The sequence below is a fragment of the Staphylococcus sp. AS1337 genome, from assembly GCF_051408735.1.
Lineage (GTDB): Bacteria > Bacillota > Bacilli > Staphylococcales > Staphylococcaceae > Staphylococcus > Staphylococcus xylosus_B.
The window spans coordinates 186583-202345 of record NZ_JBOIHZ010000001.1; the positions used below are offsets into that span (position 1 = coordinate 186583).

General features: G+C 29.9%; 15 protein-coding genes. 7 read left to right on the forward strand and 8 right to left on the reverse strand.

Features of this window, described 5'->3' with window-relative positions:
- Positions 1-9: 9 nt before the first annotated feature.
- From ACSUE0_RS00885 to ACSUE0_RS00895, 3 genes are read right to left on the reverse strand one after another with little or no spacing between them, the layout of a single operon-like run.
- The gene (locus ACSUE0_RS00885; RefSeq protein ID WP_119614728.1) at positions 10-633 is read right to left on the reverse strand and encodes a bifunctional 4-hydroxy-2-oxoglutarate aldolase/2-dehydro-3-deoxy-phosphogluconate aldolase; all 624 of its coding nucleotides are present in this window, start codon (positions 631-633) and stop codon (positions 10-12) included.
- A gap of 7 nt (positions 634-640) precedes the next feature.
- The gene (locus ACSUE0_RS00890; protein WP_436955626.1) at positions 641-1582 is read right to left on the reverse strand and encodes a sugar kinase; all 942 of its coding nucleotides are present in this window, start codon (positions 1580-1582) and stop codon (positions 641-643) included.
- Positions 1579-2340 carry an IclR family transcriptional regulator gene (locus ACSUE0_RS00895; RefSeq protein WP_119614730.1) on the reverse strand — a complete coding sequence of 254 codons (762 nt, stop codon included), beginning with the start codon at positions 2338-2340 and terminating at the stop codon, positions 1579-1581. The genes ACSUE0_RS00890 and ACSUE0_RS00895 overlap by 4 nt, the downstream gene beginning before the upstream one ends.
- A gap of 287 nt (positions 2341-2627) precedes the next feature.
- Between ACSUE0_RS00895 and ACSUE0_RS00900 the strand changes: the two genes are divergently transcribed.
- Genes ACSUE0_RS00900 through alsE form a run of 6 tightly spaced genes read left to right on the forward strand, consistent with a single transcriptional unit; the run spans position 2628 to position 7077 of the window.
- Positions 2628-4100, forward strand: a complete 1473-nt coding sequence (locus tag ACSUE0_RS00900; RefSeq protein WP_436955629.1) for a BglG family transcription antiterminator — start codon at positions 2628-2630, stop codon at positions 4098-4100.
- The gene (locus tag ACSUE0_RS00905) at positions 4093-4482 is read left to right on the forward strand and encodes a PTS sugar transporter subunit IIA (protein WP_119614955.1); all 390 of its coding nucleotides are present in this window, start codon (positions 4093-4095) and stop codon (positions 4480-4482) included. Before ACSUE0_RS00900 ends, ACSUE0_RS00905 begins: the two co-directional genes overlap by 8 nt.
- A 5-nt stretch (positions 4483-4487) precedes the next feature.
- The gene (locus ACSUE0_RS00910) at positions 4488-4805 is read left to right on the forward strand and encodes a PTS fructose transporter subunit IIB (protein WP_119614954.1); all 318 of its coding nucleotides are present in this window, start codon (positions 4488-4490) and stop codon (positions 4803-4805) included.
- A gap of 5 nt (positions 4806-4810) precedes the next feature.
- Positions 4811-5266, forward strand: a complete 456-nt coding sequence (locus ACSUE0_RS00915; protein ID WP_436955631.1) for a PTS sugar transporter subunit IIA — start codon at positions 4811-4813, stop codon at positions 5264-5266.
- A gap of 14 nt (positions 5267-5280) precedes the next feature.
- The gene (locus ACSUE0_RS00920) at positions 5281-6381 is read left to right on the forward strand and encodes a PTS fructose transporter subunit IIC (protein WP_436955633.1); all 1101 of its coding nucleotides are present in this window, start codon (positions 5281-5283) and stop codon (positions 6379-6381) included.
- Positions 6382-6393: 12 nt separating this feature from the next.
- Positions 6394-7077 carry a D-allulose 6-phosphate 3-epimerase gene (alsE, locus tag ACSUE0_RS00925; RefSeq protein ID WP_119614951.1) on the forward strand — a complete coding sequence of 228 codons (684 nt, stop codon included), beginning with the start codon at positions 6394-6396 and terminating at the stop codon, positions 7075-7077.
- Between the two features lie 190 nt (positions 7078-7267).
- On the opposite strand, the gene ACSUE0_RS00930 is transcribed toward alsE, so the two are convergent.
- The 3 genes from ACSUE0_RS00930 to ACSUE0_RS00940 all read right to left on the reverse strand — a co-directional run bounded on the left by ACSUE0_RS00930 (position 7268) and on the right by ACSUE0_RS00940 (position 11695).
- Entirely contained in the window at positions 7268-8260 is a 993-nt protein-coding gene (locus tag ACSUE0_RS00930) for an HNH endonuclease (RefSeq protein WP_119614950.1), read from the reverse strand.
- A 256-nt stretch (positions 8261-8516) separates the two neighbouring features.
- A complete protein-coding gene (gene mcrC / locus ACSUE0_RS00935) occupies positions 8517-9551 on the reverse strand; it encodes a 5-methylcytosine-specific restriction endonuclease system specificity protein McrC (protein ID WP_436955635.1) in 1035 nt (344 codons plus the stop codon).
- Complete coding sequence (locus tag ACSUE0_RS00940) at positions 9551-11695, reverse strand: AAA family ATPase (RefSeq protein WP_436955637.1); 2145 nt, start codon at positions 11693-11695, stop codon at positions 9551-9553. Before ACSUE0_RS00940 ends, mcrC begins: the two co-directional genes overlap by 1 nt.
- A 473-nt stretch (positions 11696-12168) precedes the next feature.
- On the opposite strand from ACSUE0_RS00940, the gene ACSUE0_RS00945 reads away from it, so the two are divergent.
- Positions 12169-12474: a hypothetical protein gene (locus ACSUE0_RS00945; protein ID WP_436955639.1), complete on the forward strand. Its 306-nt coding sequence runs from the start codon at positions 12169-12171 to the stop codon at positions 12472-12474.
- Positions 12475-12939: 465 nt separating this feature from the next.
- Here ACSUE0_RS00945 and ACSUE0_RS00950 read toward each other — a convergent pair whose 3' ends face one another.
- Together ACSUE0_RS00950 and ACSUE0_RS00955 are read right to left on the reverse strand one after the other, a co-directional pair.
- The gene (locus ACSUE0_RS00950; protein WP_436955641.1) at positions 12940-14163 is read right to left on the reverse strand and encodes a restriction endonuclease subunit S; all 1224 of its coding nucleotides are present in this window, start codon (positions 14161-14163) and stop codon (positions 12940-12942) included.
- The gene (locus ACSUE0_RS00955; protein WP_436955643.1) at positions 14156-15712 is read right to left on the reverse strand and encodes a type I restriction-modification system subunit M; all 1557 of its coding nucleotides are present in this window, start codon (positions 15710-15712) and stop codon (positions 14156-14158) included. Before ACSUE0_RS00955 ends, ACSUE0_RS00950 begins: the two co-directional genes overlap by 8 nt.
- Positions 15713-15763 lie beyond the last annotated feature (51 nt).

A 15763-nucleotide genomic window follows, 5' to 3' on the forward strand; every position in this document is an offset into this window, starting at 1 on the left:
AGCATCCTCCTAATTTAATTTTTGAATCAAATTTTCAGCTTTTAATTTAATCTCATTTAATGATGATTCATTAATTTTCAAACCATTTTTTACGATTGCACTACTGACTCCGACACCGATTGCACCCATATTGATATATTGTTTTATATTTTCTTCATCAATTCCTCCAGTAGGTAATAAATTCATATCATCTAGTGGCGCTCGAATATCTTTAATATATCCTGGCCCCATTTCTGCTATTGGAAATACTTTTACAATATCTGCACCTTTATTACTAGCTAGGGTAATTTCTGAAGGAGTCAGGGCTCCCGGAATTGAAATAACATTTTCTTTTTTTGTATATGCTATTACCTCTGGATTTGTATCAGGCGATATAATAAATTTTGCACCAGCGTTTATGGCTTTTTCACATTGCTCAACATTTAAAACCGTACCTGCTCCTATTAACATTTCATCATCATATATGTGATTCAAACTGTTTATAGAATTAAAAGCGTTTGGTGAATTAAGCGTTACCTCTACTAATCTAATTCCTGCTTTATATAACTGTTCTACTATTTTCAATGTATCTTCAGTGTCGTATCCTCTAATTATTGATATGATTTGATATTTCTTAATTGAATCAATATTCATTTAAACACTACCTTTCTACATCACAAATTTGATTATTTAAAAATTGCTCTAGCTCATTTAATTTTGGCAATCCATAGAAGTCTCCATAAGTAGTTGTAGCTAAAGCTCCCATGGCTAAAGCATATTTAGAAACTTCAACTAAATTTTCTATACCATAGCTTTCAAGACCATATATTAAACCCGCAGCAAAAGCGTCCCCTGCGCCAATAGAATCCACTTCTTTAACTTTATATGCTTCTTTAAAAAACCTTTCCTTCTGATTAGCAAAAAATGCGCCTCTAGAACCATCTTTAATAACTAATAGCTTATTGTTCATATTTTTCGCATATTCCTCATATTTTTTACTTCCAAATAGAATTTTTGCCTCACTATTCCCAGTTAGTAAAATATCAATATCCATAGCAATTTCTTTATAAAATTTTCTGAATTCATTTTCATTCCATAGTTTTTTTCTATAGTTAGGATCAAATATAATAGTTAATCCTTTTTCTTTTGCTTCTTTTATTAATGAAATTGTTGTTTTATAGGTATGTTGACTTAAAGATGGGGTAATACCAGTAATATACAAAATGGTTGCGTTTTCAAAAATATCGTTAAAAAAACTACTTATTTCATAATGATTGATTGCGCTAAATTCTCTAAAATAATTTACTCGAATGATATTAGATGCCGCTCTTTCTTTTGTCATAATTCCAGTCGAGTAATTATTTAATTTAGTTAAAAATTTAGTACCTATTCCTTCACCTTTTAATTGATATTGTATTGCATCTCCAATTGCATCATTACCTGTAGCAGTAATAAAATGTGACGAAATACCTAATTTAGATAACCCAATCATGGTATTAGCCTCTGCTCCAGCAATATGAAACTGTGCGTTATTACTATAAACAAACTTACTGTCATTAAGTGAAAATACACCCATTACTTCACCATATGAAATTACAGTCAATTTATATACACTCCATTTCTCGTTAACCCCATTGCCTTTGAAATGATATAAGCATTTTGCTTTATAAGGTCAGGGATAGATTTATTTTCAATTATTCGTTCCTTTGGTCCAGCACAACTTATCGCACCAACAACTTGCTTTTCATCATTCAGTATTGGTGAAGCTATGCAATATAACCCTATTTCATTTTCTTCGTCATCTATGGAATAACCGTGTTCCTTAAATACTGTTAATTGCCTTTTAAGTTCCTTATAATTTTTAACAGTTTTAGGTGTAATTTTTTCAAATTCGAGATTTTCAAACATTTCATCCAACGTCTTTATGTCATACATTGATAAACACGCCTTACCTAATCCTGTAGAATATATTGGTTTATTAACCCCAGGTTGTGCAGTCGTCCTTATAGATCGATTACTATCAAATTTAGTTAAATAAATCATTTCATTATTTTGTGGATAAGCTAAAAAAATAGTTTCATTAATTTTTTCATTTAAGTATTTAATGTACGTCAAACTCTCATTGTATAAATCCAAATCTTCTCGTGCCCTATTGCCTAAATTGATTAATTTGTGTCCAAGTAAATATTTATTTTGGTAATCTTTTCTTATATATTTAGAATCTAACATTGTTTGAAGTAAATTAAATAAACTACTTGGTGGAATGGCTAATTTATCTCCTATTGCTTTTTCACTCAATGGAACTGTAGATTCTTTCAATAACTCTAAAACCTCAAATACTCGTTTTGCAGACTTAACCATACTAACCCTCCCTAGTTTTATATATGTGAAATAAATATATATATGTGAAAGTACAAGAATATAATCACACTATTTTATATATGTCAACAATGTATACATTAATTTTAATATTTATACTATCAATTAATACATAATATAACTATTTAATTATAACCAAAGATGTTTGCTCTATAATATTATGTAATAATTAATAAGATTATAAAAAATTGTCCACTGTATTGGACAATTTTAAATTAAGCGCTTACAAATCATTGGTATACACTTTATGTATGGAGGAGGGCATATTTATGAATAAGGAGGAAAAAAAGAAAAAGATTATAAATTTTTTACTAAACAATTCTGGATATACCAAAGCAACTGAACTTGCTGATTTATTATCGATCTCTTCTAAAAGTATTTATCGTTTAATCAATGAAATTAATGATTCTACTGATAATAAAAAAATTTATTCAGCAAAAGGTAAAGGTTTTTATATAGATCCTGACTTTAATAGCTTGGACATTGCACCAAATACGCTATCCAAAAATGTGAAGTTAGCTATGTCACCTATTGAAAGAAGAAATGAAATTTTAAAGGATCTATTAATCAGCTCGCCAAAACCAACGTCTGTGAACCAAATTATTAATAAATTCTATATTAGCGAAAGTATGTTATCCGTAGATGAAAAAATGATTATACAAACGATCCAGCCGTTTAACCTAAAACTAATTCGCAAAGATCGTACCTTGTTAATTTCAGGAGAAGAATCTGATATCAGAAGTGCATTAATGCAAAGTATGGATAATTTATTTTTAGATATTGAAAAATCAGATAGTATACCCAAAAGTATAGAAGAAAAAGATAAAAATTTTGTTTATCACCAAATAAGTACAATTGAAAAAACGCTCAATGTTAGCATACCGTACCCATACAATATTAATATCTTTTCACACTTATATATTTTAATATTACGCTTTAGAAAACACGGAAGACATGAAGTTAAAAAACATAAAAATAGAGAAAGTAATGATCATACGACAGATCAAAGATATTACAGAATTTGTGAAATCATTATCAAAAATTTCGAAATGTACTTATCTTCCCAATTACCTAACGTAGAAAAAGACTATTTATATAAATACCTAACATCTTATCGCGTAGAACACGATACATCTTCACACCAGGATAATGAATGTGACTTTTCAGATGACATTATTACTTTTACAAACAATTTAATACTACCTATGGAAAAGAGATTGAACAGTGGTTTTTCTAATACTACGTTTCGTATTGATTTAATGAAACATATAAAACCAATGATCAACCGAATAGAAAATCATATTCTTATTAAAAATACTTTATTAGATCAAATAAAGTTTGAATATTCCGAAATATATTCTCAAACATCTTATATTTCTAAAAAGTTAATCCCAACCATTTCAGAAGATGAAATAGGATTTCTAACGCTTTATTTTGCTCGAGAAATAGAACGTAATCCTAGAAAAATCAAAACACTGATTACATGTACAACTGGCATAGGAACATCAGAACTATTACGCGTCAAAGTCGAGAAAAATATTCCTGAGATTGAAGTAATAGATGTCATATCATCCGATATTATCAATAGCGAAATTATTAAAGATATCGATTTAATAATTTCTACTATTTCAATAAAAAATTTCGATGTTATACCTGTTGTTGTTGTAAGTGCAATGTTTAATAAAAATGATCAACAAAAATTAAAATCCCTTATTCCGAAGTTAGGTGTTCATTATGGATGAAATTTTATTAGAAATAACGGCACAATCAAATGATGCGAACAAAATTTTAGATGATATAGAAAACTTACTTATTGAAGATAATGTTATTGATAAACAAAATACCATGCTACAGGACATTGCTTTTAGAGAATCTCAAGGTGACTTAGAAATCTATCCAAAAGTAATCCTACCTCATATTAAAGCATCTTACGTTTATCAAACACGTATTGTCTTAGTGAAAAATAGCGCTTCATCTATAACGTGGCAAGACAAATTCATTGATTTGATTATTTTAATACTAATACCTATGAAGGTTGAAGACAGTGAAAAAGATTTAATAAGAAGCTTTATGAGAAATTTAGCACATGAAGAATATATAAAAAAATTGATTACAAAGGAGTAATTTATATGAACATCGTAAGCGTTTGCGCATGTACCGTAGGCATTGCACACACATATATTGCAGCAGAAAAATTAGAACAAGCAGCTAAAAAGAAAGGTCATTCCATTCAAATTGAGACCCAAGGAACAATTGGTGCAGAAAATGAATTGTCTGAAGAAGCAATAAGTAATGCAGATATTGTATTGCTGGCAATAGACGTAAAAATTTCAAATAAAGAACGTTTTGATGGGAAAAAAATAGTTGAGATACCTACAGATGTAGCAATTAAATCGCCAAATAAATTAATAGAAAAAATAGAAGAAATTGCTGTGAGTAAAAGTTAAGGGAGATGAAAAATTTGGAACTTACAAATATCTTAGATGAAAATATAATTTTTCCAAAATCTAATTATACTAACAAAGAAGAGACCTTAAAAAGTTTAGCAGCATCGTTTAAAAAAGAACAGTACATCGATGATATAGATAATTTTTTAAATGACGTTTATAACAGAGAAATTGAGGGCATGACTGGAATTGGTAATTTATTAGCAATTCCACATGGCAAAAGCAAAAGCGTTAAGAAACCTGGTGTTGCAATCGCAACATTAAATAATAAAGTTGAATGGGAATCACTAGATAACAACGGTGCTCAAATTGTATTTTTAATTGCAATCGGAACTGAGAACTCAAAAGATCATCTGAAATTATTATCTCAAATAGCTAGAAAGTTGGGTAACGATGAAATAAGTTCTAAATTACTTAGCGCTAAACGAAAAGAAGAAATTATACAGATACTTACATCTTAAAGGGGATGAGGGTTATGAAATCATTTTTCAATAATTTAAATTTCAAAACACATTTATTAACAGCCATTTCTTATCTTATCCCCGTAGTTTGTGGTGCTGGGTTTATGATTGCTATAGGAATGGCGTTCGGTGGAGATAGCTCTACTGATTTAACTAAGGCAGGTTATTCATTTTGGGATGTTCTTGCTGTAATAGGAGGACTAGGATTAAAATTATTGCCTGTAATAATTGCTACTGGTATTTCCTATTCTATTGCAGACAAGCCAGGTATTGCTCCTGGCGTAATTATAGGTTTAACCTCTACTGCAGTTGGTGCTGATTTTATAGGTGGCATCATTGGAGGTTTTCTTACGGGATACCTTGTAGTACTCATCATTAAGTTCGTAAAGTTACCAAATTGGGCTAAAGGCCTTATGCCAATGCTCGTTATACCATTTATCGCTTCACTCATAGGAGGCCTAATTATGGTCTATATCATTGGTGTTCCAATAGGTGCTTTTACACATTGGTTAACAGAATATTTACAATCGTTAGGTGGCACTTCTAAGTTATTCTATGGCCTATTGATAGGCGTACTAGCTAGTATTGACTTTGGTGGACCTATTAATAAAACAGTATTCGCTTTCGTTTTGACATTACAAGCGCAAGGTATTCATGAACCTATCACTGCACTGATTGTTGTTAATACCGCTACACCTTTAGGGTTTGCATTAGCCTACTGGGTGGCTAGGTTATTCAAAAAAAACATTTATAAACAAGTAGAAGTCGAAACTTTAAAAACTGCATTTCCAATGGGACTCATTGAAATTGTTGAAGGTGTGTTACCACTAGCATTAAATGATATTCTTCGTAGCATTATTGCTACTGGAATAGGTGGTGCTGTTGGTGGTGCGATTTCTATGGTGTTAGGCGGAGATGCACAGGTCCCATTCGGAGGTTTACTCGTACTGCCTACCATGTCACAACCATTTACTTTTGTACTAGCCGTATTAGCTAACTTAATTGTTACTGCATTAGTACTTACTATTTTAAAAAAACCGATCGATGAATCCAATGATATACAAGAAGAAACAGAAGAAGAAGATATAGATTTAAATGAGCTAAAAATTTCTTAAGGAGGATCATTTATGGTTAGAGCACAATTTTCACCATCATTAATGACGATGGACCTAGATAAATTTAAAGAGCAAATCACTTTTTTAGATCAACATGTAGATTCGTATCATATAGATATTATGGACGGACATTATGTTCCAAACATTACGTTGTCACCATGGTTTATTGAACAAGTTAAAAAAATTTCTTCCGCCCCAATTTCTACACATTTGATGGTAACAAACCCGGCTCAATGGATAGATCAATTAATCAAAATTAAAAGTGAGTATATTTGCGTACACGCCGAAGTTATGAACGGAATTGCCTACCGTTTAATCAATCAAGTGCATGACGCAGAATTAAAATTTGGAGTTGTTTTAAATCCTGAAACTAAAATTGATATCATCATTCCTTATATAGATTTAGTCGATAAAATAACGATTATGACTGTTGATCCAGGTTTTGCAGGTGAAAAATTCATTGATAATACATTAGAAAAAATACGAGAGTTACGTGTTCTTAGAGATAGCAATAACTTTAATTACCTCATAGAAATGGATGGGTCATCAAATAAAAAAACTTTTGGAAAAATTCAAAAAGCTGGACCAGACATCTATATATTAGGACGTAGTGGACTCTTTGGATTAAATGAAAATATTGAAGCATCTTGGTATGAGATGTTACAAGATTTTAATAGCGCGAAAGAACAAATTTAATCACTGTTAATTCAATAAAGACAACAATCCCTATTCACTATGATTAGCACGATTGTTGTCTTTTTTTATTAGGTACACACCACATAATGAATATTTCATATATTTTTACTTATAATCTACATTTAAAATGTCAGTTGATTTTAAATTACAAACTTATCTCTCAATAAATACATCATTAATTTGTATTCTTTTATTTATAATAAACAGATAATTGATCTAAATTGATTAAAATGCCATAGTCACTTAACTGATCTTGTCTATCAAGTAATAATTTTTCTAATATTTCTTCTTTTTCCTCTAACCTTCCATAATGAAGCAAGTTATGGCAATGACTACACAAAGAAACAATGTTTTCCTTAACATCAAGGCTTCTATCGAAGTCTCGATATTTACTTATTGGAATTAGATGATGAGGTTCTGTATATTGATTACCATTTTTTCTAGTAAATGTTCTATCTTCTGAATTATATTCACACTTATAATCAGCTATTATTAGTGCCGCCACTGCCCTTTCAGGATTTCTTTTGGGAATTTTTCTTCCAGTAGAAGTAGAAACCTTTGTCCTTTGCGGTTCAACTTTCGATGTTTCTGTATTGGGATGAGCTGCACTTATCTTGTTCTCTAAATCCATATTGATTAAGTTTTTTTCTACTTGATTATATTCTGAAATTTTATCATCTATAATTTCTTTCAATGCCCCTTTTAAATGAAACAGTACTTCAGGATTCTCTTGTATTTCAATCGCTTTTTCTAGAATAAATACCGCATGCTCTTCATCTAAATCGCACATGTATTGCTGCTTTCCTCTACCATTTACACTAAAGGCGCTATTTTCTTTATAGTTGTCTATGAGCCACTGCCTAAAATCTGCGGTGTTTATCTCTACGTCAAATGGATAGTAGGTTAATTGAACACAATATCCTTCCTTATTCCATAAATTTGATGATTCGCCATGCATAATCTCACGAGGTTGATCCATTTCCTCACAATCACCTTTAGCAATGCTTATGGCAACTACCTTACCACTTTGGTTATGTAGAATAAAATCACCTTTTCTAATTTTCATCATGTTACTATATCCAGCATTTCTTTTCCCATTCTTAGTTAATTGAGGTGACCACACATAGCCACCCTTTCTTTCTACATCATAAGATACACCTTGAAATACATAGAAAACAGCCATATATTCACCCTTTTATAGCAACATATATTAAAAATATATATTACTTATTTTTGGAAAAGCAAATTCACATTTAAATTATTAAAAGCTATTCTAACTTAATTTATATGAAAACAGAATTTCATAGTCTGACTAACAATATTCAAATAACACAAGTCAATGAAGCATTTTCAACATTTTATGGTTGTTACTAAAATAAACAGATACACAAGAATACCATTAATATTATCTTAGTTATAAAGCTTAGCCTAGTAGTTTATTAAATTTTAAAGTATTCAAATACTATTTGGTTCAATTGCTCTGAAATTTGATTGAAATCACAATTTAGATCTAATGTTTTCACATTAATCTGGTTTCCACTCATTTGATAATTATTGTCGGGAACTACTTTTTCATCAGTCCTAGCGTAAAGTAACATTCCCGAAACTTTTGCTGACTTTTCTTTTAGATCTATATCTAGATTTTTAACATAGGTGAAAATTTGATACAGATTTCCTGAATGTATTTTTTTAGCATCATAGTTATTTTGTAATGTTTTCGCATAATATTTCGTGTCAATTATTAAATATTCATTGTTATATGAAAGGATAATGTCGGTCTTCATCACAGGTAACATATCTCTAATCCCATCATCCACCATCCAAGGAATATAGGACGATGTGACAGTTAATTGTGGAAATTCTTTTTTATAATATTCAAAGGTGAATTTTTCAAACAGACGTGAAAGTTGTTGCTCATCTGAATAATCCATAAGTTGATTACTTCCATCTCTTTTTGACTGTAACAATCCCTTCGTAATTAGATAGCATATAGCCGTTAACATTTTATATGTTTTATTATTACGAGTAAATTGTAAATTCCAATTTATATTACGTTTATCTAATGTATCTACTTTTTCAAAAAACAATAATAATTTTTTAATTTTTTTCTTTCTCTCTTTTGAAATTTCAGATTTAAGTAACAAAATCATAGTTGTTTTAATGATCTTATTCATATACGTATTAATCGAAAACTCGTCATATGAGCAATTGAGTTTTTGATTCATGATATCTAGATTTTTAATAGATTCTGTGATATTAATTTTTCCTCGTACAATTTTCAAGGATTCTTGTTCTTCAACATATTCATGATGTAAGCCACGTTTCAGTTGAATAGATATACCCTTAATTAGAATAGCTGCATACAAATCAATAGCATTCTCGAAGTCTTCCGTCGCGACTTTACGATATCCTTTTTCATTTAATACTTTATATGCATATGACAACATATAATATATATTCTTAATAGCTATCATTAAATAGCTCTCCTTAATTTTTCAGACCATAAATCTACTTTTTCTGTCTCATCAAACCAATATTCTTTTATAAGTGGAATAATTTCATATTCTACTATATTCTCTAATTCATTGTCTGTAACGTTTGAAAAGTTGCAAAAGTAGCTATGACCAATAATAAAGCCTTCACCAAGTGACTCATCTCTATTAATTTCATAATTCAAATTTATAATACATTGAATAAGAGAATCAAATTTAGAATTATCTAGCTTTTCTTGATACGCCCTAAATCCTAGTGTAAAAAATCCAGTTGTCATATTATAAAATGCGAATCGTCTACGCAATGCATAATCTAACATGGCTAAACTGCGATCAGCTGTATTCATCATTCCAATAATATAAATATTTGGGGGCACAGAAAACTTTTCGTCTGCGTATAATAACTGCAGTTCTGTTCCACGTTTGTCATTCTCTATTAACATGAATAATTCCCCTAAAATCTTACTTAAATTTCCTCGATTAATTTCATCAATAATAAAGAAATAATCATTTTCTATATCATTTTCTGCTCGTTTACAAAAATTATAGAATGTACCCGTACGGAGTTCGAATCCCGATTCTGTTGGTCTAAATCCCATAACAAAATCTTCATAAGAGTAATTTTGATGAAATTGAACCATTTCAACACGTTTCTTATCTTTTACTCCCATCATAGAATAAGCTAATCGCTTAGCTACATATGTCTTACCAACGCCAGGAGCACCTTGTAAAATAATATTTTTCTTTTTTCTAACTAAATTGACTAAATTAAGATAACTTTCTTCTTCCATAAACACATCATTTAAAAAGTGGTCTCTATCGTAATTTAGTATGGGCGCTTCTGTTTCATCTTCTATATCAATTTTATCTTCTTCAAATAATATTTTAAGGTTTTCAACAAAATCATTATATGGCGTAATATTGGTCAAAGTTTTAGGTGCTAGTTTCATTGAAGTAACCCACTCACCTTTATCTGTCCAATCGATCCTACGTATATTTTTAAATTCTTGACTTGGATTATACTCATGTTCAGAAGTAACGATTCCCCTGCCAATTATTTGTTTTTGACCTTTTTTAACATAAACAATATCTCCACTTTTCATTTCATTAGTAAATTGCCATATAGCATTCGTGATATTAATATAGCCATTGGTATCTCCATTAATTTCTTGCAACTTTTCTTTCAAATCACCTCTACTAGTATACATTGAAAAGTCTTCTAATTCTTGCCAACCAATCGACATGATGCCTTTTTCATAAAATGTGCCCCAGTTTACTGCCTGAGATCCAGGGGAAAATATCCAATAGTTTATTGATTTCACGTCTTTATCTGCATCTGATGTTTCAATTTCTATATCTTTATTCTTATTTTGCAAATTAATTTCTTCAGAATAGCACCAAGCATCGTAACTCAATTCAATAAAGTTATCGATCATTGTTTCTTCGCTTGAAAGATAATCTTGTATGTTAACAATTATTTCTATGTAAGCTTCACCTGATAATTTGCCATTTATTATAGGTAACTTATTTATTATTTCTCCAGTAATTTGACCAGATTCGTATATATACCATCTAGAACGAGAATCAAGATTGACAAATTTCTCTGGAGCAATCCAGTATAAACCGCTTGTCAATTTACTATTATGAATTCCTTTTTTAGATATAACTTTATCAAAGTATTCTATGAATTTTTCTTGAGAAGCCATTGTAGGATTCTTAGCAAATTCTAATGCTGCCTTATATAGCATCCATAGTTTATCAATATCATCTGCATTGCGGTCACCTTTAAAATAATAAAATGTAGCTCCCATATTATTGATAGTTGGAATACTCTCAAAACTATTTGGTAAGTCTGCCTTAATTTCAAAAAGTTCTGCTATTGCTTTCAATATTTTTATCTTATTTGATAAACTCAAACTGCTTTTATTAAATAAAGCAAATACTGTAAATGGATCAATATCTGTTAAATCATTATTTCTCTCTAAAGTTGGTAGTTTAATTTCTGTCATTATATATATTTTTTTGACTTTTTCAATTAAACCCTTACGATTTTCATGATATTCCAATAATTTTTCAGCAAATTCTTTATAAAAATCGACCCACGTCATATCAATTACACTTTTCATTAAATCATCCCCCTATGAATGCCATTCCGACAGTTTTTTAATTTATGCTTTCTTTTATTAAATTAAATATAACATATGAGTAGTATTGAAATTCTATAGTTTCTATATAAATAACCAAAATAATAATTGTTTAATTGTAATGAGATAAACAAAGTATCTAACTTTATTTGATAAGAAACCATTTAAACAAATGAAAAAATATACTTTAGAGCCCTTATTAGAGTTAACCGCTATTTATGTGGGAAATATAGCAGAACTTATTAAAGAATATTTTGAGGCGTCTGTTGATTGTAAAGTATACATTATATTTAATTGCATAACTTTTAAAGGAGTATTGAATAAATTATAAGTCCTTTTTGATAAATTATTAAAAAATTATATAGAAAAGCGGAGCAGAATAAATCAATATAATAATACAAAGTAAAAATTAAAAGAATGTGGATAGTTAAAGTTGGCGATCATTAAATTTAAGGATGGATAAATTATGGAAATTATTAATTACAACAATAATAATTGCCATTTTATGCATATTAGTCGCTGTAAGGTTTTTCGGATACAACAAATTTCAAGAAGTAGAGTTAGAAAAAGACAAGTTACAAAATCAACAAAAAGAAAATGGCGAAAGTGATTCGCAAAGTTCTAGTGAAACAGTTAATAATAATCAAGAACAAACTACAATAGAAGAAGATCAAAAAAAAGTAAATAGAAATAATGTTTTGATTATTTATTCGCTGGATTGGAACAAAGCTATGAAGATCGGTTTGATAAGAGTAAAGTAACTTTCCAAGAGCTAACTCAGGATGAAAACGGAAATTGGAAGATTATGGGAAATAATAAGAGCGATCATGGATCTTATGTATTTGAAGTGACACCAGATGGTTTAGTTCAAACACTTGATAATGCTGGAAGGATAGAAGATTCAGTTCAAGTAAATTTAGATTAATCTAATCAAATGATTAAACAGTAATACAAACATTCACTTAATCCTAAAATACGTCAAAACTGTATTTTAAAAGCTTAATCAATATATGGAGTAAATGTGAAACATTAAGCTATCTAAAAAGCTTATTTTGAAATCAAAAGAAGTAATGAAACTCACATTTTATTGAATCGTAATTTAACAACTCTTGAAAAATATAAATGCGGTTAGAGAAAAAATATTGCTCTAACCGCATTTATATTTTTTATTTTGTTTTAATCATTCCTGAAAATATTTTAGTTTACATAATAGGTCATTATCAGAACTACACAAAAACTTTCTGTAAAAGGCCTTGTTTACGTTCTTTCAATCTATCAATTTTTTGATTTTGTTTTTTAATCAGTTCATCGATTTTGTTAAAGAAAGTGCCAATTTTACTTTGTTCTTCTATAATTGGCAAATCGATTTTAGTATTTAAAATATTCTTGTTATATAACCTTTTTATTGTAGTTCCTTCAATTCCAGCCCACTTTACAATTAGGTAAAAATGCTTCAAAAATATATTTAGTACTTCATCATTGTGTTGCAACCAAACTATATTAGAATCTTGATAATAGGCTTCCTCTCCACTATATTCAATCGTTCTTCCTATACTTCCAGATGCTGAAATTAAAATATCTCCTTTACTCGGATATGGATATTTTAATTTATACTCTTCAAATTTTTGTCTAGTAATAAATGTTTCTGCTTTTTTTCCAAAAGTTCCAATTTTATAGAAGGGAATCTCTCCATTTATTGTAGTTTCATTTTTATATATTCTTTTATTCATAGAAACATGGCCAATATCGCCTAGTTTTTTAATTTTCCACTTTGGATAATCATTACCATGCCCATCTTTAAATCTTAATTCTTGAGAGAAAATCTTTTGCATATATCCCTTTTTCTGTTCTTCTAGCTTCTCTAATTTTTGTTCTTCCAATTCGATTTGTCGATCGAGTTTGCTGAAAAATTCACCGATTTTATTTTGCTCTTCCAATTTTGGAGTATAAAAATAAAATTCTTTCATATCTGCTTGGAATAAGTGTGGGATTGAACTTCCCGATACTTTTAAATGAATTAATTTATTGAAATATGAACTTAGTAATATTTGATGAAAAAACAGTGAACTTAACTTTTCTTTAAATGGTCTAACTAACATCATAGTTGAATTAATTGTTGCATACTTAGGTAGCTCATTTATAATCGCTGGATTTCCTAATGCTCCATCCTTAGAAAATATTAAATCTCCCTTTTGAAGTGCTATTTCTAATGACTCTTCATATCTAAATTGGGTAATTTGGTCTGCTTTTTCCCAGTTCACTTTACCATTATTAATATGCTTGTTTGCAATTAAAAAAGCATGTCCCTTACTAACATACTCTTCTTGTTTTAAACCTTTCCAACCTAATCTTCCTTTTATAATCGCATAGTCACCTAACTTTAAAATTTCCCATTCACCTTCAAATTCTGGAAATCTCAACTCTGGTACATGCTTCGCTTCATTAGTCATGTTTTAACACTCCTAATTCTTTAAGATATCCATTAATTTCTTGCTCTACTTGTGCAATTTCGTCATCAATTTGATTTAAATCTTTCTGAACTTGATCTAAATCAACAGGTTCTTCTTCTTCAAATGTATCTACATATCTTGGAATATTTAAATTGTATTCGTTTTCTTCAATTTCTTTTAAGTTTGCCGCATAACTATATTTATCAATTGTTTCTCTGTTTTTATACGTATCAATAATCGTTTCTACTTGCTCATCTGTGAGATGATTTTGGTTTTTACCTTTTTCAAATTCATTCGAAGCATCAATAAATAACACATCTTGATCTGCTTCGCGACATTTTTTAAATACTAAAACACATGTTGGAATACTTGTACCATAGAAGATATTAGCCGGTAAGCCAATTACCGCATCTAAATAGTTTTTCTCTTCAATTAAATATTTACGTATTACGCCTTCAGCTGCGCCGCGGAATAACACACCGTGCGGTAAGACTACCGCCATTGTACCTTCATCATCTAAATAATGTACCATGTGTTGGATAAAGGCAAAGTCTGCTTTAGATTTAGGAGCTAACTTCCCATAATTACTGAAACGTTCATCATCGTTAAATTTACTATCCGCAGACCATTTGGCACTGTATGGTGGATTGGCTACTACGGCATCAAATTTTTCATCCAAGAATGCAGGATTTTCTAGCGTATCATCATTTTGAATATCAAAGTTTTCATAACGTACATCATGTAACAACATATTCATTCGAGCCAAGTTATATGTTGTATTATTTCTCTCTTGACCATTATAACGATAGACAGTTGTTTCTTTACCTACACGTAATAATAATGAACCTGAACCACATGTTGGGTCATAAACATTTCTTAATTTATCTTTACCAAGGGTAACAATTTGAGCTAATATTTTAGAGACTTGTTGCGGTGTATAGAATTCACCCGCTTTTTTACCAGCATTTGCCGCAAAGCGACCAATTAAGAATTCATAAGCATCACCTAACATATCAATTTCTAAATCGCTATGTACAAAAGGTAAGTCTGCTAAATTGACCATAACTTTACTTAGTAATGCCGTTCTATCTTTAACTGTGTTACCTAATCTTGTAGAACTTAAATCCATATCACTGAACAAACCAATGAAATCATCTTCACTATCTTGTCCAAGCGTTGAGGTTTCAACTTTTCTAATAGCTTGAGCTAAGTGTTCAATATCAAAGCGTTGATTTTCAATTTCTTTAACCATACTACTAAATAAATCTTGTGGTTCAATAAAATACCCAACATTCTCTATCAGTTCAGCTTTTAAGTCGTCACGGTATGCTTCATCTCCCCAAGCTTGTTCATATGTTAAATCTTCACCTGATAATGCTTCAGCAACTTCATTTTCAGCTTTTTCTGATAAAAACCGATAGAAGATGAGTCCGAGAATATAGTTACGGAATTCACTCGCATCCATATTCCCTCTTAAATCATTGGCGATAGACCATAAGCGTTTATGTAATTCAGCCTGTTGTTGACGTTGTTTCTCAGTAATTGACATTTCATTTCCCCCATTAAATAAATAGTTGTGATTCTGTTTAGCAGTAAATCA

Coding starts and splice junctions, on each gene's coding strand:
- ACSUE0_RS00910 (WP_119614954.1), top strand. CDS start 4,488: ATGAACATCGTAAGCGTTTGCGCATGTACCGTAGGCATTGCACACACA.
- ACSUE0_RS00915 (WP_436955631.1), top strand. CDS start 4,811: ATGAAAAATTTGGAACTTACAAATATCTTAGATGAAAATATAATTTTT.
- alsE (WP_119614951.1), top strand. CDS start 6,394: ATGGTTAGAGCACAATTTTCACCATCATTAATGACGATGGACCTAGAT.
- ACSUE0_RS00920 (WP_436955633.1), top strand. CDS start 5,281: ATGAAATCATTTTTCAATAATTTAAATTTCAAAACACATTTATTAACA.
- ACSUE0_RS00895 (WP_119614730.1), bottom strand. CDS start 2,340: ATGGTTAAGTCTGCAAAACGAGTATTTGAGGTTTTAGAGTTATTGAAA.
- ACSUE0_RS00900 (WP_436955629.1), top strand. CDS start 2,628: ATGAATAAGGAGGAAAAAAAGAAAAAGATTATAAATTTTTTACTAAAC.
- ACSUE0_RS00905 (WP_119614955.1), top strand. CDS start 4,093: ATGGATGAAATTTTATTAGAAATAACGGCACAATCAAATGATGCGAAC.
- ACSUE0_RS00940 (WP_436955637.1), bottom strand. CDS start 11,695: ATGAAAAGTGTAATTGATATGACGTGGGTCGATTTTTATAAAGAATTT.
- ACSUE0_RS00885 (WP_119614728.1), bottom strand. CDS start 633: ATGAATATTGATTCAATTAAGAAATATCAAATCATATCAATAATTAGA.
- mcrC (WP_436955635.1), bottom strand. CDS start 9,551: ATGATAGCTATTAAGAATATATATTATATGTTGTCATATGCATATAAA.
- ACSUE0_RS00955 (WP_436955643.1), bottom strand. CDS start 15,712: ATGTCAATTACTGAGAAACAACGTCAACAACAGGCTGAATTACATAAA.
- ACSUE0_RS00950 (WP_436955641.1), bottom strand. CDS start 14,163: ATGACTAATGAAGCGAAGCATGTACCAGAGTTGAGATTTCCAGAATTT.
- ACSUE0_RS00930 (WP_119614950.1), bottom strand. CDS start 8,260: ATGGCTGTTTTCTATGTATTTCAAGGTGTATCTTATGATGTAGAAAGA.
- ACSUE0_RS00945 (WP_436955639.1), top strand. CDS start 12,169: ATGGATAAATTATGGAAATTATTAATTACAACAATAATAATTGCCATT.